This window comes from Pseudoalteromonas sp. XMcav2-N (genome assembly GCF_024124545.1).
Lineage (GTDB): Bacteria > Pseudomonadota > Gammaproteobacteria > Enterobacterales > Alteromonadaceae > Pseudoalteromonas.
The window spans coordinates 380,438-398,097 of sequence record NZ_JAMXSF010000002.1; the positions used below are offsets into that span (position 1 = coordinate 380,438).

Annotated in this window: 20 protein-coding genes; 12 read left to right on the top strand and 8 right to left on the bottom strand. The window is 46.6% G+C overall.

All coding sequences use genetic code 11. The features are described from left to right. Positions 1-24 precede the first annotated feature (24 nt). The 6 genes from NH568_RS04435 to NH568_RS04460 form a co-directional block, all read right to left on the bottom strand. The gene (locus NH568_RS04435) at positions 25-2,067 is read right to left on the bottom strand and encodes an EAL domain-containing protein (RefSeq protein ID WP_253044845.1); all 2,043 of its coding nucleotides are present in this window, start codon (positions 2,065-2,067) and stop codon (positions 25-27) included. A gap of 164 nt (positions 2,068-2,231) precedes the next feature. Continuing rightward, on the bottom strand, positions 2,232-2,519 hold the full coding sequence (locus NH568_RS04440; protein ID WP_253044848.1) for a hypothetical protein: 288 nt from the start codon (positions 2,517-2,519) through the stop codon (positions 2,232-2,234). A 48-nt stretch (positions 2,520-2,567) separates the two neighbouring features. Further along, positions 2,568-3,254 (bottom strand): tRNA (adenosine(37)-N6)-threonylcarbamoyltransferase complex dimerization subunit type 1 TsaB, encoded by a 687-nt coding sequence (gene tsaB / locus NH568_RS04445; protein WP_253044850.1) that lies wholly within the window; start codon positions 3,252-3,254, stop codon positions 2,568-2,570. Continuing rightward, entirely contained in the window at positions 3,244-5,172 is a 1,929-nt protein-coding gene (locus tag NH568_RS04450; RefSeq protein ID WP_253044945.1) for an ATP-dependent DNA helicase, read from the bottom strand. The genes tsaB and NH568_RS04450 overlap by 11 nt, the downstream gene beginning before the upstream one ends. Before the next feature lie 345 nt (positions 5,173-5,517). Next, a complete protein-coding gene (locus tag NH568_RS04455) occupies positions 5,518-5,811 on the bottom strand; it encodes a hypothetical protein (RefSeq protein ID WP_253044853.1) in 294 nt (97 codons plus the stop codon). 70 nt (positions 5,812-5,881) lie between these two features. After that, a complete protein-coding gene (locus tag NH568_RS04460) occupies positions 5,882-6,085 on the bottom strand; it encodes a DUF1289 domain-containing protein (RefSeq protein WP_253044855.1) in 204 nt (67 codons plus the stop codon). A 213-nt stretch (positions 6,086-6,298) separates the two neighbouring features. Here NH568_RS04460 and NH568_RS23940 point away from each other — a divergent pair, with 213 nt between their 5' ends. Both NH568_RS23940 and NH568_RS04465 read left to right on the top strand, forming a co-directional pair. After that, on the top strand, positions 6,299-6,424 hold the full coding sequence (locus NH568_RS23940) for a hypothetical protein (RefSeq protein WP_290444113.1): 126 nt from the start codon (positions 6,299-6,301) through the stop codon (positions 6,422-6,424). Beyond that, positions 6,411-6,809, top strand: coding sequence for a 2OG-Fe(II) oxygenase (locus tag NH568_RS04465; protein WP_349287979.1), 399 nt, complete (start codon positions 6,411-6,413; stop codon positions 6,807-6,809). Before NH568_RS23940 ends, NH568_RS04465 begins: the two co-directional genes overlap by 14 nt. 47 nt (positions 6,810-6,856) lie before the next feature. Here the strand turns inward: NH568_RS04465 and NH568_RS04470 are convergent, their stop codons facing one another. Beyond that, positions 6,857-7,084 carry a hypothetical protein gene (locus NH568_RS04470; RefSeq protein WP_253044857.1) on the bottom strand — a complete coding sequence of 76 codons (228 nt, stop codon included), beginning with the start codon at positions 7,082-7,084 and terminating at the stop codon, positions 6,857-6,859. Between the two features lie 348 nt (positions 7,085-7,432). Between NH568_RS04470 and hisG the strand changes: the two genes are divergently transcribed. From hisG to NH568_RS04520, 10 genes are all read left to right on the top strand, one after another. Continuing rightward, positions 7,433-8,332: an ATP phosphoribosyltransferase gene (gene hisG / locus NH568_RS04475; RefSeq protein WP_253044860.1), complete on the top strand. Its 900-nt coding sequence runs from the start codon at positions 7,433-7,435 to the stop codon at positions 8,330-8,332. A gap of 6 nt (positions 8,333-8,338) precedes the next feature. Further along, positions 8,339-9,631: a histidinol dehydrogenase gene (gene hisD / locus NH568_RS04480; protein ID WP_253044862.1), complete on the top strand. Its 1,293-nt coding sequence runs from the start codon at positions 8,339-8,341 to the stop codon at positions 9,629-9,631. Further along, the gene (gene hisC, locus NH568_RS04485) at positions 9,628-10,692 is read left to right on the top strand and encodes a histidinol-phosphate transaminase (protein WP_253044865.1); all 1,065 of its coding nucleotides are present in this window, start codon (positions 9,628-9,630) and stop codon (positions 10,690-10,692) included. The genes hisD and hisC overlap by 4 nt, the downstream gene beginning before the upstream one ends. Further along, on the top strand, positions 10,689-11,750 hold the full coding sequence (gene hisB / locus NH568_RS04490; protein ID WP_253044868.1) for a bifunctional histidinol-phosphatase/imidazoleglycerol-phosphate dehydratase HisB: 1,062 nt from the start codon (positions 10,689-10,691) through the stop codon (positions 11,748-11,750). Before hisC ends, hisB begins: the two co-directional genes overlap by 4 nt. Continuing rightward, complete coding sequence (gene hisH / locus NH568_RS04495) at positions 11,747-12,337, top strand: imidazole glycerol phosphate synthase subunit HisH (protein WP_253044871.1); 591 nt, start codon at positions 11,747-11,749, stop codon at positions 12,335-12,337. Before hisB ends, hisH begins: the two co-directional genes overlap by 4 nt. 10 nt (positions 12,338-12,347) lie before the next feature. Continuing rightward, positions 12,348-13,082 (top strand): 1-(5-phosphoribosyl)-5-[(5-phosphoribosylamino)methylideneamino]imidazole-4-carboxamide isomerase, encoded by a 735-nt coding sequence (gene hisA / locus NH568_RS04500; RefSeq protein ID WP_253044949.1) that lies wholly within the window; start codon positions 12,348-12,350, stop codon positions 13,080-13,082. Next, positions 13,064-13,837: an imidazole glycerol phosphate synthase subunit HisF gene (gene hisF / locus NH568_RS04505; RefSeq protein ID WP_253044874.1), complete on the top strand. Its 774-nt coding sequence runs from the start codon at positions 13,064-13,066 to the stop codon at positions 13,835-13,837. The genes hisA and hisF overlap by 19 nt, the downstream gene beginning before the upstream one ends. Further along, positions 13,834-14,445: a bifunctional phosphoribosyl-AMP cyclohydrolase/phosphoribosyl-ATP diphosphatase HisIE gene (hisIE, locus tag NH568_RS04510; protein ID WP_253044878.1), complete on the top strand. Its 612-nt coding sequence runs from the start codon at positions 13,834-13,836 to the stop codon at positions 14,443-14,445. The genes hisF and hisIE overlap by 4 nt, the downstream gene beginning before the upstream one ends. Positions 14,446-14,546: 101 nt before the next feature. Continuing rightward, entirely contained in the window at positions 14,547-15,035 is a 489-nt protein-coding gene (locus NH568_RS04515; RefSeq protein WP_253044880.1) for a hypothetical protein, read from the top strand. Positions 15,036-15,249: 214 nt separating this feature from the next. Further along, complete coding sequence (locus NH568_RS04520) at positions 15,250-15,801, top strand: YkvA family protein (protein WP_054016644.1); 552 nt, start codon at positions 15,250-15,252, stop codon at positions 15,799-15,801. A gap of 51 nt (positions 15,802-15,852) precedes the next feature. On the opposite strand, the gene NH568_RS04525 is transcribed toward NH568_RS04520, so the two are convergent. Beyond that, positions 15,853-17,640: a M61 family peptidase gene (locus tag NH568_RS04525; RefSeq protein WP_253044882.1), complete on the bottom strand. Its 1,788-nt coding sequence runs from the start codon at positions 17,638-17,640 to the stop codon at positions 15,853-15,855. Between the last annotated feature and the right edge of the window lie 20 nt (positions 17,641-17,660).

Below are 17,660 nucleotides of genomic sequence, written 5' to 3' on the forward strand. Positions count from 1 at the left end.
GCCTGGACAACAGGCCCATTGTTATCAAACCACTTGCTCTGTTGTGTCCTTACACTGATCTTTTAACAGGCTCATTGCCTCATCAATAGGCATCGCCTTGTAGTATAAGAACCCCTGTACACAATCTACTTGTGATTGCTTAACCAATTTCTCTTCTTCTTTGGTCTCTACACCTTCTGCCACTAACCGAAACCCTAATTTGGCGATCATCTCAGACAGATTGGTATACAAAGACACAGACTTACTGTTATAACTCTCAGGTAATAAACTCCGGTCTAATTTAATGGTGTCTATATTAAGCTTTGACAACACTGAAAGACATGAATAACCTGTGCCGAAATCGTCCATTGCGCAGGCTATCTGATGTTCACGAAGTAAATTAACTACATCAACCGTTCGGTTGAAGTCTTCGATGTAACTTGATTCAAGCAACTCGACTTCAACTTGCCCAGGGTAATCCGCAAACGCCTTTACAATGCGCTTATAGCCGCCTGTTAGTAAATTCTGCGGAGAGATATTAAAGCTCACTTTTGGCCTGAACCCAGCCCGGGCGAATTGTTCCAGATCGACTTCCAGCTGGTCGATAACAAAATTATCTATGATATGTAGCAGTGCGTGATGCTCTAAGGTTGCAAGAAACCAGGGCCCCTGTACTCGACCATCCGAATCTTTCAGGCGCAAAAGCGCTTCAAAGCCCACAACATCTTTAGTATAGGGGTTTATTTTAGGCTGATAAAACAGCATCAGCTCGCCCCGATTCAGGGCATCGGTGACTTCTTTCAGACTATGAACATTGATCTGCTCCTCTCGTTGAGAGCGCGTATACGAGCTTTCTGCTCCGGCTTCTATCAACCTTCCGGTTGTAAACCGCTTGAGCAGCACATCAAGCGCCTTGCCGGACAAGTTATGATCACGATTAAATTTTAAAAATGGAAAATACAAACATGCATTCAACGCGATCAGCACCACTTGCAGCACAATGCCGCTGATACTCTGTGTCAGTAGCCAGCCGCTAACAAAAACAGGGGTGAACCAGGGAATATCCATTGCCGGGTTCAGTGAAATAAGTCCGGTTGAAATACAAGTATAAGCAATTAAGGCGTTGAGCAGCGGGCTAAGTAAAAAAGGAATGAGCAAGTAAGGATTAAACACAATTGGCAGCGCATAGAGCATAACCTCACTGATATTAAACAGGGCAAGTGGCGATGCTATCATGGCAATGCTTCGCTCATGGCGTGCACTTTTGAGTAGCAATGACGCTACGATCAGCCCCCAGATACAACCAGTTCCGCCAATAATCACAAAACAGGTATAAAAGTCATAACTCGAAAGCTGAGGTAACACCAAATAATCGGTCAGGTCACCGGAAACTAATAAGTGGTAAGTGTTGTCACCATGGACGCCGATAAACCACAGTAAATGTGAAAAAATCAACTGGGCAGAAATCTTTTCGAACACGTTCCAGGTCGGGTTAAGTAGTTTTAAAGTACTGTGTATCTGTCCGGAAAAATGGTCAAACACAGGGATCACCATTAAGATCAAAGCAGTGACCAGAATGTAAGGGATGATGAGATTAAGGTGTTTACGCAAAAAAAGACTAATCGAGCTAATCCCTACCAGCCTGAGCCAGCGAACCCGTTCAATATGGGCCAGTAAATAGCAGCAAAGCACAGGCATAAGTAGTGAATACAACATACCGTTTCTATGCACTATGGTCAGGCTCCCCTGGCTTATTTCAATGTATCCCGTTGTAGCCGTAAAACAGGCGAGTACCAACACTGGACCAGCAATGGTGTGGATTTTTAAGTTTTTTGACAGATAGTAACTAAAAGAGATTAATGTCAGTAAAGGAAATATCCCCCAAACCAGGGTATTGAAGTCGCCAAGAGCTTGATACTTAAGTTTGCTCAGGTCGTCTCCAAGCCACTGATTTAAAAGAGTGATTACTGAAGCAACGATAAAAAATGGGATAAGAGCAATGTAGCCTTCACGCAGGGACAAAACAATCGTATTTGAAGAAAGCCTGAGTGCAAACTGGTTAAATCTGTTCAGCAAACTCGTAACCATAAATTGTTCTTTTCTTTTAACATTACTCCAAAAACAGATTAAAACAAATGAATTGACTAAATTTTTGCTGAAAAATATTCATAGTAAATTTAGGGAGTTTACATAGCTGAACGTGATGTCAGTGATATTGTGAGTAACTATACCAGTCTAAAAGGCAGACCGCGTCAGGCATATATACTCACACCGAGCAAAGATTGAACTTCACTACGTCGGTCCTGGTTTTGAATTGCACTGTAGGATTGGATTGCAACACTGGTTTTGTAATTGGGTTGATCATAGATCACAGCGCGTTTGTCTTCATTGTACTGCTGCGCGAGTGCAACCCCAGCATCTGAAAACTTGAGCTTAGTCGTTGCTTGAACAGGAGACTGTGTTTCGCTGGCAGCAGGTTTTGTAACCGACTGCCTTAGCTGGTAAGTATCCTGATTTTGAACAAGCTGGTTGATTTTCATCAGTCTTTTTCACTCAAATACACAATGCACCAATTCAAGATTAGCCTGTTATTCGCGCCCAGGCAACTTCTTCCAGGTCACCGTATCTCTGACATACTGAGGCTGAGCATCTGCTGCATTCACAACCTGTCCTGCTTCAAACTGTTCAGCACCAGTGATCAGCATGTACTCTGCATGAGGCAACGTAATGTCTGTATTCAGGTCCAATGACAGCTTCTCAGCAACGTCTGAATATGTCTGCCAGCCGGTACCCACGGCCAATACGCCTTGATAGTCACCTTCTATGAGCTCAGGCTTAATCACAGTTTCTTCTGTGAGCGCTACGGCCTGATTATTCTCTCCTCTGGTGTAGTTACACAGATAAACTTCACCCATGCGGGCATCAATAGCCACCAGTACCTGTTGAGCAGTTGTCTGAGCAAACGCTTGCTGAGCCATCGCTTGCAGCGTCGAGACTCCCGCCAATTGTAAATTGCCCGAGTAAGCCAGCCCCTGGGCGACAGCAACCCCTATACGTACTCCGGTAAAACTACCGGGACCACGGCCAAACACAAGTCCATCCAAATCTTTTAGCTGGCAACCAGCGTCAGACAAAATCTGTTCTATCAGGGGCAGTATTTTCTGACTATGTTGCTGAGGACATTCTTCAAAATGACGATAGATCTTGTTGTTGTACGACAAAGCCAGGCTCAGTGCTTCTGTTGAAGCATCCAGGGCAAGCAAATTATATTTCATGCTGGTCAATATTCTCTAAAAATGACAATGCCTTATCCAGATCACGGGTCCGTGACATGGGTGGCAAACTTTTAATAAAGGTTTCACCGTATTTTCGCGTAACCAAGCGATTATCGCAAATAATTAGCACACCTTTGTCCTTTTTATCCCGGATCAGACGCCCAACCCCCTGTTTTAGAGCGATTACAGCAAGAGGCAACTGAATATCATCAAACGGCTCTTTGTCCTGCAGCTGTGCATCTTTCATCCGGGCTTGTAGCAGAGGATCGTCAGGTGAAGTAAAAGGGAGTTTATCTATCAGTACACAGCTCAATGTATCACCACGCACATCAACCCCTTCCCAAAATGAAGCCGTTCCCATAAGCACAGCATTGCCGTGGCGAACAAACTGCTCCAAAATTATGCGTTTAGAGGCTTGCCCTTGCATAAACACAGGATATTCTGTTGCAGTACTCAGTCCTTCGTACACCAGATGCATGACCCGGTAACTGGTAAAGAGTAAAAACGTTCGCCCTTTAGCGGCATTGATCACCTGCTTGGCAATTTTTACCAAGGCATGGGGCATCAGCTCGTCTTTACTTTCAGGAAGGTAGCGAGGCAGGCAGAGCATGGCCTGCGACTCATAGTCAAACGGGCTGTCGACAATAGCCAGGTGGTCAGGCTTAAGCCCCAGACTGGCATTAAAGTGCGCAAGGCTATTGTCCACCGACAAAGTTGCTGAGGTAAATACAAAGCTGGCTTCGCTCTTAGCCATCATGTCTTTAAACCGACTGGAGACATCCAAAGGCGTGATATGAATTGTCAAAAAGCGTCGGGTCGTTTCGAACCAATAGCTAAAGCCAGACAAACTAACGTCAAAGGCTCTATCAAGTTGCCCTTTAAAAGATAAGACTCGCTCCAGTGGATGTTCAATTTTGTCTGAACGGTCGAGACATAGCTTGAGTACCTGATACAAAAAATCCAGATTGCTGATCACTCTGTGCAATGCATCACAGATCACCTTGTCCTGTAGTTTTTCTCGCCAATCTCCTCGGGCTCCGTCGCTGCCAAACACCAGCCGCAGATCTGCAACACTGGTCTCTAACTTGTTCAGCGTTTTGCCTAGTTGCAGCATATCCGGTATATCACTGCGATAAACGAGTCTTAGATCGTTAATCAGCGCCTGCAACTGTTTAGTACTTATGGACTCTCCGAAGTAATCGGATGCAATTTCGCCTAGCTGGTGCGCCTCATCAAATATATAGGTATCTGCTGTTGGCATCAGCTCGGCAAAGCCTGATTCTTTCACCGACATATCGGCAAAAAACAAGTGGTGGTTGATCACCACCAGATCAGCCTCAGCAGCTTTCAACCTGGCCTTACGTATGTAACATTCTGCAAAATCAGGACAGTCCTTACCCAAACAGTTATCTGCTGTGGAATTAACATAAGGCAGCACTTTGGCGTCTTCTTCTATACCGACACAGTCCGCAAGGTCTCCGCTTTGGGTTTCTGTGGCAAACTTTGCCACCATCGCCAGCTGGTGCATGACATCAGGGTCGTCACTGGGCACATGTGCAACGTGTTCATTCAGGCGATAAGTACACAGGTAATTCGCCCGGCCCTTGAGTAAGGCAACTTTGCGACCCTTACCAAGCGCTTTGAGTAGCTCAGGTAAATCTCTGTGGTAAAGTTGCTCCTGAAGTGCTTTAGAGCCAGTTGAAATGATGACCTTTTTATTGTTCAGAAGTGCCGGAACCAGATAAGCAAATGTTTTACCTGTACCTGTACCTGCTTCAACCACACATTGTCCACCCTCTTTGACCACCTGATCTATGGCTTCAGCCATATCGATTTGAGGCTGTCTTGGCTGATAACCGTTAAAGTGACGAGCCAGGGGACCGTTTTCTGAAAAATACTGTGTGATAGACAAAATTATAAGCACTGCATGATAACTGGGCGGAGCAATTTTATGGTGGATAAGGGGTAAGCGCAAGTAGGCCTGGTTTTGTTTAGTGGTCAGTCAGAACCTTTAAGTCCTGTATTCTCTGGTGCACCGAGCGTGTTGTTTTATAACATTGTACTCGAGCCAAAAAATAAGTACCTGGCTTTGCAGTTCTGGTTCAATTAAACCCTGTCAAATTAGACACCAACTCATTTTATGGCCCAGGTGTTTTTGCTTATCAGACAAGATTAGAAGCACCAGATAGCTAACTAAATCAAGCTCGTGTTTATTTCTCGACGGCGACACTTCTAGACACCTTTAAAAACAGATTGATACCATTCATCGACTTTCAAATACCTTTTTATACCAATATGACTGTTGATTGTGCTTAAACCATACTCTGTTGCCTTTACTGAGAAACCCCTTTAACTGCTTCATATTGACGTTGTAACGATAAAACAAAGCAATGATCTCTCTTAATTCTTCATCATCAAGTGACTTATCTGTCTCAATGATTATCGAAAACCCTTGTCCAAAGACATCATTAACACAAGACAACGCATTTAACCGGTCGAAAAAACTCTGCTCATCCGCCGGAGACAAAAACTTAACGCTCTTTGCTTCTAACTTCATATATTTCTAATTTTTATGGCGCATGGATATTATGATGCGGTTGTTGTCAGCAGATACAACCAAGCACACATCAGCGCGCTCTTCTTTTCTCGCACGCTTCTAAAATCATTCTTTTTTGTTCATTGCTGGATGACTGCCAGTTCATGATTTCATTTAGCGTACGATAACAGCCAACACAGACATCATTATTATCAAGACAACAATGGCGTATACAGGGCGATGCCACCTGCACTGCTTCTTCTTGCGCAGATTCAGGCTCTTTGTTCACGCTCATCAATCAACTCCGCAATGATTTTTAAGACATTATACCCCATTAGACACTAGCTGAAACATTTTGCTTGCCAACAGATAAAAAATGACTATGATGCGCGCAGCAAAGCAGGCAGCAAGCCATAAAGCCCAGAGCCACGAGGTTAAGACTACTTCTTCTCTTTTGCTTTAATGACACACTTTTTGATGTTGATATGACTTAGTATAGGAAATCAGGTTGGCCGCTTTAGTTCATTTTCCTGCAGCGCACGGCGATTCGCCCACAGACGATACACTGTTTTCACTCATTGCTGATGATTTACTGAGCCAGGGTTATAGCATTCGCCCAGGTGCGCTGGCTTGACTGGACCAGCCGGTTACAGCAGTTTTTGAACCGTCGCCTATTTATGGGACTGTTTTCATTTGAAAGTCATTTTGCCCATTACGCCAGTGGCAGTTATTACAAACGCCATTACGACGCGTTCAGAGGTGAAACCAACCGCGTCCTCTCGCTGGTTACCTATCTGAATCCTGGGTGGGGACACAATGATGGCGGTGAAATGGTACTCTACCAGGATGACCATGACCTGGAAGGCATAAAAGTAGTCCCTTTGCATGGCACACTGGCCTTGTTTTTAAGTGAAGAGTTTCCTCATGAAGTACTCCCCGCCAAACGAGATAGATACTCTATTGCAGGTTGGTTTAGGGTTAATACCTCCATTGCAGGCAAAATAGACCCTCCAAGATAAAACCAGGCACTAAGCCCGGACAAAACACCTTGTCCGCGGCTTAGGTATTAGGCCCATGTATCTAAATGTTGTTCTTCGTCGTCGATCTCTCTATCATCTTCGTCTTTTTTGCGGGCATCTTCCTCATGATGTTTTTGTTGCGCCATCTCCAGTAAGTGCTTTTTACGCTTAATCCTTTCTGTTCGATTATCGAGCACTCCCGCAACTTTAAACGGCCCATCATGGCTAACCTGCAGTCTGACTATCGGCGCCAGAAACGGTTTAAATGCATCCATAACCCACCTCTTTTCGTGGTATTTCATGCCTTTATTATCGACAGTTATAATTTATTCTTTAATTTATGTAAAAAAGTTCTTGCGTGCAATTCCCCTCCTGTGTTTATCTATAAATACATTTTGAGCGCCTAAGGCGCGTCACGTTTTAGATAAACAATAAGAGAATCTGACATGCTTATTACACTGACAGCTATCCATCATCACCATCATACACCGGGATAACCTGTCAGGTATTTCGCTGGTGGGTTATTCCTTCAAGGAACCTCCGGCGAACTAGCACTCAACATAATTTATTTTCGCCCTGAGGTTCCCTCGGGGCTTTTAGTTTTTAAACTTAGGAAATAAATTATGAACACCAACAACCGTTTACGAATTGCAATTCAAAAATCAGGCCGACTGTCTAAAGACTGCCAGTCACTGCTAAAACAACTTGGGATCAAACTGAATCTACGTGAGCAGCGTCTGATCGCCCACTCTACTAATATGCCAATCGATGTCCTGAGAGTCCGTGATGACGATATCCCGGGTCTGGTAATGGATGGTGTGTGCGATTTGGGTATTGTTGGTGAAAATGTGCTGGTGGAAACTCAGGCTGAACGCCAGCGTAATCAACAACCCAGCGAAGTCACTCAACTTGCAAAACTCGACTTTGGTTATTGTCGCCTGGCATTAGCCTGGCCTCAGGAGCTTGGTGCCCAAGACAAGAGCTGGTTCAATGGCAAGCGCATAGCAACCACTTACCCGGAGATTTTGAAGAAGTACCTCGAACAAGAGCAGATCGATGCTAGTGTCGTTATGCTGACGGGCTCAGTAGAAGTAGCACCTCGTGCTGGCCTTGCCGATGCAATCTGCGATCTGGTATCAACCGGCGCAACACTCGAAGCAAACGGCCTGATGCAGGGCGACACCATTTTAGAATCCAATGCTTGCCTTATCCAAAATGCCAGCCTCAATGACGACGATAAGCTCTCACTTATCAATAAGTTGATGCCCCGTCTGCGTGGTGTTAAGCAGGCAAAAGAAAGCAAATACATTATGTTACACGCGCCAAAAGCGAAACTTGATGAGATCTGTGCGTTGTTGCCGGGGACAGGTCAACCAACCCTGCTTGCGCTAGCGGGAAGCGAAGAATATGTTGCTCTGCACATGGTCAGCAGTGAAACCCTGTTCTGGGAAACCATGGAAGAGCTCAAAGCACTCGGCGCAAACTCTATTCTAGTTATGCCAATCGAAAAAATGATGGAGTAACCACGCATGTTTATCTGGAATGAGGCGAACCGGGCTCAACAAAAGGCAGCACTTGAACGCCCTGCCGTAACTATCAGTGATGAGCTGGAAAAAGTGGTTGCAAAAATCATTGCTGAAGTCGAGCTTAACGGTGATGAAGCGTTGCTGGAATACGCCCGTAAGTTCGATAAACGTGCTCAGCCTCGGTTACTGGTATCCGCTGAAGAAATACAGGCCAGTGAAGGCGTTATTTCAGCGCAACTAAAACAGGCCATCGACCAGGCTTACAGTAATATTCACGCATTTCACGCACTACAAGTGCCTGTAGAAAAACGCCTCGAAACACAACCAGGTGTTATATGCGAGCTTAAGTATCAAGCCATTGAAGCGGTTGGTCTGTACGTTCCGGGCGGCAGTGCACCACTGCCATCTTCTGTACTTATGCAAGGGGTCTGTGCGCAACTGGCAGGGGCACAAACAGTTGTATTGTGCACGCCAGTTAACGGTGAACAAAGCATTGATCCTGCAATTTTATATGCGGCCAAAAAATGCGGCATTACCACGATCGTTGAAAGTGGTGGTGCCGGTGCAGTTGCGGCGATGGCACTGGGTACCCAGAGCGTGCCTAAAGTAGACAAAGTGTTTGGACCCGGCAATGCCTTTGTGACCATGGCAAAACAGCTACTGTCGCAATCGCTTCCGGGGTTTGCCATTGATATGCCAGCAGGCCCCTCAGAAGTCTTGGTCATTGCCGATGAACGCGCTAATCCGGCTTACGTAGCTGCTGATCTGCTGTCGCAAGCTGAACACGGCCCCGATTCTCAGGTGATTCTGCTGAGCAATAGTAAGCAGCTCATCATTGAAGTCCAGGGAGAGCTGGACAAGCAGTTGTTGCAACTAAGCCGAGCAGATATCGCCAAACAGGCGCTTGAAAATAGCACACTTATTCTGGTCGAAAATGTTGAGCAAGCATTTGCGGTTAGCGCCGTGTACGGACCTGAGCACCTGATATTACAGCTCGGTGAACCAGAGCCCTATCTGCCTTTAGTTAAAAATGCCGGCTCTGTGTTTGTTGGTGACTACACGCCAGAATCAGCGGGTGATTACGCGTCAGGTACTAACCATGTCTTACCAACCTATGGTTACAGTCGCTGCTATTCGAGTCTCAACCTGCTCGACTTCTATCGCACTTACACGCAACAGACGATCAGTAAAGGGGGTTTACAGTTGCTAAGCAAGGCCATTTTACCCCTGGCTGAGGCGGAAGGCCTGGATGCCCACGCCAATGCTGTCAAAATCAGGCTGGAGAACAACGCATGAGCCAAATTCAATTACCAGATAATATCGCCTCACTGAGCGCTTATAGTTCAGCAAAAAGCGAAAAGCTCACCGGCACAACCTGGCTTAATGCCAACGAAAGTCCTTATTCACGGCGTGTGAGCCTCAACTTTAAAGCACTTAACCGCTATCCGGATCCACAACCCGAAGCGGTAATCAACGCTTACGCCAGTTATTCGGGCCTTAACCCGGAACAGGTGTTGATGACGCGTGGCGCTGATGAAGGCATCGAGCTGTTAGTACGTACTTATTGTACACCCGGACAAGACAAAATCGCTTTGTTCCTGCCAACGTACGGCATGTACAAAGTAACGGCAGATACCCACAATGTCGGGATCACAGCACTTGAACAGAGCCTATTGCAACAAGGCAGCGCCGCAGAAATTGCAGTCGCTGTTGGCAACGCCAAGCTGGTATTTATCTGTAATCCCAATAACCCGACCGGCGCAACAATAAGTACAGATAAAATCGCAGCCATAGCAGCCGCCCTAAAAGGCAAAGCACTGGTCGTCGTCGATGAAGCTTATATTGAGTTTTGTGAACAACTCACCGCGGCGAGCCTGTTATCGGATTTCGATAACCTGGTAGTACTGCGCACCCTGTCAAAAGCCTTTGCCCTTGCCGGGCTCAGAACCGGGTTTACTTTGGCTTCACCCGACGTGCTTGCGCCAATCCGCAAGGTCATCGCCCCTTATCCGGTGTCAGCAGTAGTAGCACAAATCGCGCAGGAAGCGTTAACCCCGGATGCCATTACCCAGATGCGCCGTCAGGTAAGTATTCTCAATAAAGCTAAAGAAAAGCTCACTGAAGTACTTAGAGGATCCGAAAAAATTGCCAAAGTCATGATTGGCGAAGGCAACTTTATTACAGTCCAGGTGCGGCAGGTAAACGATATTAAACAGGCAATGCAATCAGGTCTTATCATGCGTCCCTTTACACTCTTCGGAGAGGATAATTGGTTACGCATTTCAATTGGTAGCGAGCAGGAATTAGAACAAGTCAGACGCTGGCTGACACAACCACAGGCAGAACAACAACAATGAGCACACCTTATTTATTCATCGATCGGGATGGTACGTTAATTGAAGAACCTATTTCGGACAAGCAGGTAGACAGCCTGGAAAAACTGGCTTTGTTGCCTAACGTGATCCCGGCTTTACTGTCGCTGCAGGCCGCCGGCTACAAGCTGGTCATGGTCTCAAATCAGGACGGACTGGGCACCGATAGCTTTCCAGAGGAAGACTTCGCCCTGCCCCACAATCAAATGATGGTGATCTTTACCAGTCAGGGGATCCGTTTTGAAGACGTGTTGATTTGCCCACACTTTGACGAAGACAATTGTCAGTGCCGAAAACCTAAAACGGGTTTACTGACCAATCTGATGCGCTCGGGTAAAGTTGATCTTGCAAACTCCTATGTGATTGGTGACAGACAAACCGATGTTGAACTGGCTAACAATCTATGTATTGAGGGTATTCTTTATAACGATAACTGGCGTGAAATTGTCACCCGCCTGACGACCCAAAACCGTCAGGCATCAGTACAACGTAATACCAAAGAAACGCAGATCAATCTGGCACTTAACCTGGATCAAAATAGCGTCGGGTCTATCAGCACAGGCCTTGGCTTTTTTGACCACATGCTGGATCAAATTCGCACTCACGCTAACATCGGCCTGACGATAGAAGCCAGTGGCGACCTGCACATTGATGAGCACCACCTGGTAGAAGACATTGGCATTGCCCTTGGCCAGGCACTGACACAGGCGCTCGGTACTAAGTCACAGATCGCCCGTTATGGCTTTGCGCTGCCAATGGATGAATGCAAAGCTGAGTGTCAGCTGGACTTATCTGGCCGGGCATCATTTGTGCTGAACGCCGACTTTAGTCGCGAAAAAGTGGGTGATCTGGATGTACAAATGGTTGAGCACTTCTTTAAGTCGCTGGCAGATAACGCCAACATCAGCCTGATCCTGTCGGTAAGCGAAGGTAACTGCCACCACCAGGTTGAAGGCTTGTTTAAAGTCTTTGCGCGAGCGCTGCGTATGGCCATCGCCAAAGATACCAGCCAGCAAACTGCGAGCTCTAAGGGGTGCTTATGATTGCCATCATTAACACGGGCTGTGCCAATATCAACTCGGTGCGCTTTGCCTTTGAACGTCTGGGTGTGAATCCAGAAGTGATCCGCGACCCGGCACAGCTAAAGCAATTTGACAGAGCGGTGTTACCCGGCGTCGGGCATGCCTCTGTGGCAATGAAACGCCTGCGCGACCTGGGTTGGGACAAGGCAATCGCGGAGTATCAGAATCCACTCATGGGCATTTGTCTTGGCATGCAGCTGCTGTGCGACGAAACCGAAGAAGGGAACGTTCAGTGTCTGGGCCAAATTCCCGGCAAAGTCAGCTATCTTAAAACCGGTCAGTTAACCAGTCCGCACATGGGCTGGAATACCTTATCTGTGTGTAAGGCACATCCCCTGACACAAGGGCTAAGCCCAGACGAACAGGTGTATTTTGTCCATAGCTTTGCCCACGCCAGCAACGCCAGCACACTGGTCGAAAGTGAATATGGCACGCGTTTTTCTGCCGTGGTTGCCAAAGACAACTATGCCGGTATGCAGTTTCACCCGGAGAAAAGCGCTAAAGTAGGTGCAACATTACTGAATAACTTCCTGAACTGGCAATTATAAGGACAAGATGATGATCATTCCTGCATTAGATGTATTACAAAACCAGATTGTACGCCTGTATCAGGGCAAGTATGACACCGCACAGTTCTACCCGTTCGAACTGGCAAGTCGCTTAAAAGCATATCAGGATTCGGGCGCCGCTAAATTACACCTGGTTGACCTGGAAGGCGCGCGCGATCCACAAAAGAAGCAATGGCAACAGATCCAGAAAGCCACAGCCGAGCTGACGGCCCCTTATCAGGTTGGTGGCGGGATCCGTCGTTATGAAGACGTGAAGCAATGGCTTAAAGCGGGTGCGCAACAAGTGGTGATTGGCTCCATGGCCGTAGATAGCAAAGAAGAAGTTGCCGCATGGATTGAAGAGTTTGGTGCCGAGCGCTTTGTCATCGCACTGGATGTAAAACGCAGCGCATCAGGTTGGGCAGTTGCCACCCATGGCTGGCTCGAGGAGTCTCAGTTAAGCCTGTTCGAACTCATTGATTTTTACCTGACGCTGGGCGTGTATGATTTCTTATGCACGGACATCAGTAAAGATGGCACCATGACAGGCCCCTCTTTCGCACTCTACCAGGAAATCGTCGCGCACAGTCCAGGCGTTCGGGTTCAGGCTTCGGGTGGCGTAAGCAGTTTAGATGATATTCGTCAGTTGATTGAACTGGGCGTAAGTGGAATTATTCTGGGTAAGTCGTTACTGGATGGCGCATTTACTGTTGAGGAGGCAATCGCATGTTATCAAAGCGCATAATCCCCTGCCTCGATGTCAAAAATGGTCAGGTTGTTAAAGGCGTTAAGTTTAAACAACACGAAATCGTTGGCGAGATCCTTGAGCTTGCCGCGCTTTACAGTCAGGCCGGGGCCGATGAACTGGTGTTCTATGAGATCAGTGCCAGCGTTGAGAAACGCTTGCTGGATGTCAACTGGGTCAGGGACATAGCCCGCCATATTGATATTCCTTTTTGCGTCGCCGGTGGCATTAAGTCAGTGGCAGATGCCGCAAAGGTGCTAGAGCAAGGTGCGGATAAAATTTCCATTAACAGCCCGGCAATCGCGCGGCCCGAACTCATTAAAGAGCTGCACGATGAATTTGGCAAACAATGCGTGGTCGTTGGTATAGACAGCTTTTTTGATGCCAACACCGGCGAATACCTGGTGTACCAGCTAACCGGCGACCCTAACAGTGCGAGCCAGACACGCTATAAAACCAGTGAATGGGTACAGCGTGTTCAGGATCTTGGAGCCGGGGAAATTGTTCTCAACTGCATGAACCAGGATGGCGTACGAAAAGGCTATGACATTGAACAGCTTAGCAACATTCGCAAACAATGTGACGTACCACTGATTGCTTCTGGCGGCGCGGGCGTTATGCAGGACTTTGTTGATGTATTTCAGCAAGCCGACGTCGATGGCGCGCTGGCAGCCAGTGTCTTTCACAAACAGCTCATTGAAATTGATGCACTTAAACAATATTTAGCGGCTAACAAGGTGCCTTGCAGATTATGAAACTCACTCCGGACAACCTCACAACTCTAGATTTTGATAAAATGGCGCTGATCCCCGCCATCGTTCAGGACGCACAAAGCGGTGTTATCCTGATGCAGGGCTTTATGGATCAGGCTGCACTCAACGCAACCTTTGAAAAAGGCCTTGTCACGTTCTACTCTCGCTCAAAACAGCGGCTGTGGACCAAAGGTGAAGAATCAGGAAACGTCCTGAGACTAGTCTCAGCTTATACTGATTGTGACCGCGACAGTTTGTTACTGCTGGCGGACCCAGCTGGGCCTACCTGCCATCTTGGTACACAAAGCTGTTTTGGCGATGCCCGTCCGGCCATTTCCTTTTTGTCACAGCTTGAGCAGGTGATCTGTGAGCGTAAAGACGCAGACCCTGAACAAAGCTATACCGCCTCTTTATTCGCAAAAGACCTTAGCCGTAGCTGTCAAAAAGTAGGAGAAGAAGGCGTAGAGGTGGCACTTGCAGCGATGAAACGAGACCAGAACGAATTATGTAATGAGTCTGCTGACTTGTTGTACCACCTGATTGTACTGCTTCAGCGCAGCGGTTTATCTCTGGAGCAAGTAACACAAACGCTTAGTCAGCGTCATAAATAAGCTCCGTTGCGCTTTTTTATCTATAGTTTATTAAAGCCTGTGCCTGTTGAACTACCCTGTCTGGTTCAACAGGCGATTACCTTAAGATAAAGGACGTGACCATGCCATCTCGCATAATTTCTACCTCTGCAGTCTTATTGTTGCTTGCAGCATGCCAGCAACTTCCACAAGACACGCAACAACGCGTTGATACAATGAGTGACTGTGACAAAGTACTTGCTCTTACACAGGGCGTGCAAAACGGTTTTGAGCAGTTAAAAGGGGCAAAAGTGAGTTCATCACTGATGAGTGCGTGGCAGCCCAAAGCGCATTTGCTTAAGAACAGTTGCCAAATTAATCAATATAGTAATGGCCGTATAGCCTATGAGTGCACAAAGTCTCTGAGCTCAAAAGCTGAAACCAACAAAGAGTTTCAGTCAGTAAAAAACCAGTTAAACAGGTGTCTGGGATCATCTTGGCAAAGCAACGAAATTACCACCAACAAGATACGTTATACCAGCTTAAGCAACAAAGGCAGTATTAATCTCAACCAGGGTAAAGGCTTGGACCGCCAGTTACCCTGGGTGATCACTTTAGAAGTAACGGAATAAAACAGTCGGAGCCTGATGGCTATCATATGCCCAGACTTTGTCTAATTTGACAACAAACACGCCGCATTCTTTAATAAATCTTTGATCCGCTCTTAATTATTAGTACCTAAAGTGGCATAGTGTTGTTAGCAGTTAAGGTGAGTTTGACAACCTGCTTGTAACCGCCTAACTTCAGACATCACAATAAAAAATTAAAATCCTCAGGGAGAATCCAGTGTCAATTGAAATCAACTTTGAATTATCCGATGCCGATCTGGCTCATTTTCGTAGCATGATGAATGCGACTATCGAAAAAAGCCAAGGCTTAAGCGACGAAGAGATCATCAGCAAAGCCAAAGAGCTGGTCAACAACATGGAGAAGTCTAACTTACCTGAGTTTGTACGCACCCGCATGATGTCACTTGCAGCGCTTATCGATGCGGTACAAGATGAAGAATGGCAAATGCCCGAAGATGAAAAGCGCGAAATCATGTTATCTCTTGCCTACTTCAGTGAGCCAGAAGACATTGTACCTGATAACGTTCCTGTGCTTGGTTACATTGATGATGCCATCATGATTGAGCTGGTGTTGCAGGAATTGTCTCTGGATTTAAGTGCTTATCGTCAGTTCTGCGGCTTCCGCGCAACTGAAGAAGCGCGCCGTGGTGATGCCGCAAAAGTTGACCGCGAAAGCTGGTTAGCTGGTACGCGCTCTCAGATCCGCTCTTCTATGCGCCGCAATCGCTCAAGCACCAAGAAATCACGCTTCTTTTCGCGAATTATGTAATTTAATCGATTTTAAAAAAGGGAGCCTCCGCTCCCTTTTTTTGTGTCGTGCTTATTGGCTTGTTTGCCCCGCATTAGGATGCGGCACACCCATCCAGGCGCGATACAACATCTGTTGACGCTGCGTAGGCTGCGGCAGTGCTGTGACCTGTTTTGGTTTTGATTGTACTTCGCTCAGTGTCATTTCTGCAGACATCAGTTTATCGCGACGAATAAAGTCAACAACCACCTTTTGCCCAGGCTCAAACAGTGCCATTGTTTTGTCCAATGTATTTCTCACCTGATGCTTGTTAAGTGCCACCAGTTTATCGCCACTTGTTAATCCTGCCTGCCACGCATTGCCGTTGCGTGCCACATGACTTAACTCAAGCAACTCGCCGTTTGATTTTGCCTGACCGTCAAAACCGGCAATAGTCTGACTACCTGCAGGATATTGATAAGCCAGTCCCACTTTTTCAATCAAGGTATCTACATCCAATATAAACGGCGTGTCAATGTTCTTCTCCCACCACTGGGTGTAATCTTTGCCACTGATTTCATTCAGGATCTTTAGCACGTCCTGACTGTTAAACGACTCTGGCAGGCTATGACGTTGTGCCAATATGCTATGAACATCGCGATAACTTACCTTACCATCACTGTCATCCAGCAGCTTAATATCCAGCATCATGGAAACTATAGCCCCCTCTGAGTAGATATTGGTACTGAAATTTTTACCGTGATCGCCGCCCTGATTAATCCATTTATCAAAGCTGGTTTGCGCAACACTTTGTATTTCTCTACCCGGTGTTTTCAGATGGCGATTAAGTCGCTTAGTTAACCCTTTATAATACTCTTCATGAGTAATGATCCCTGCACTAAGCAACAGAAAGTCTTCGAGGTAGCTGGTAGAGCCCTCCGACAACCAAAGCAAGTCAGTGTAATTTGGGTTGACATAGTCATAGGGCACAAGTCCGGCCGGACGGTAATTTTTTACGTTCCAGGTATGGATAAATTCATGGGCTGCAGTTGAAATAAACCCGATATAATCATCACGCTTGGCAAAGGCATCTCTGTGGCGTTGAATAATGGTTGAGTTCAGATGTTCCGTAGCGCCCCTGGCGCCGCTGGTCGCGTGAACCATGAAAACATAGCGCTCATAAGGATAATCCTGCCAGATTAGACTGCCCGTTTGCACGAGCTTCTTCAGGTCGCTGAGCATCAGGTCAACGTCATAGTTACCTTCACCCCAGATCACCAATTCATAGTCCCGGTCATCAACACGAAACGAGTGCAGTTGATTAATCCCCGACTCGATTGGAGAATCTACCAGAACATCAAAGTTAGCCGCAGAAAAGCGATGTTTGTTCCCCGCGAATTCCATACCTGAGACGGAACGCCACTGCTCAGGTACCTTCATTTGAACCAGAACCGGCTCGTTACGAAATGATTCGCTGAACATGAAAAAGCCCGAGGCATCAACAAAAGCATGGCTATCATCAATATGCCTCGCTCTGAGGCCGAGTTCATTTGCATATACCTGATAGTTCACTGTCACCTCAGTAGGACTATCAAGATGAACACGCCAGGTGCTTTTATCTACTTTGTGCCACTCAAGTTCTTGCCCATTCGCATCGGCCGCATCGAATGCGCGAATCCCATTTGCAAGATCAAGAATTTCATAACGTCCGGTTCGCCAGTCAGCGAGTTTGATATCCATGTGCGCCTGGGCACTCTTTGGAAAGGTAATTTCAACTTCGCCAAGGTGGTGTTCTGGTTCTGTAATAGTCAGGGTATATTCAACATCTGCAAACGCAGGGAAAGCACTCAAAGCAATGAGCAGGGAACAGGTTTTTTTCATAGAGTAACAGTAAAATAGCA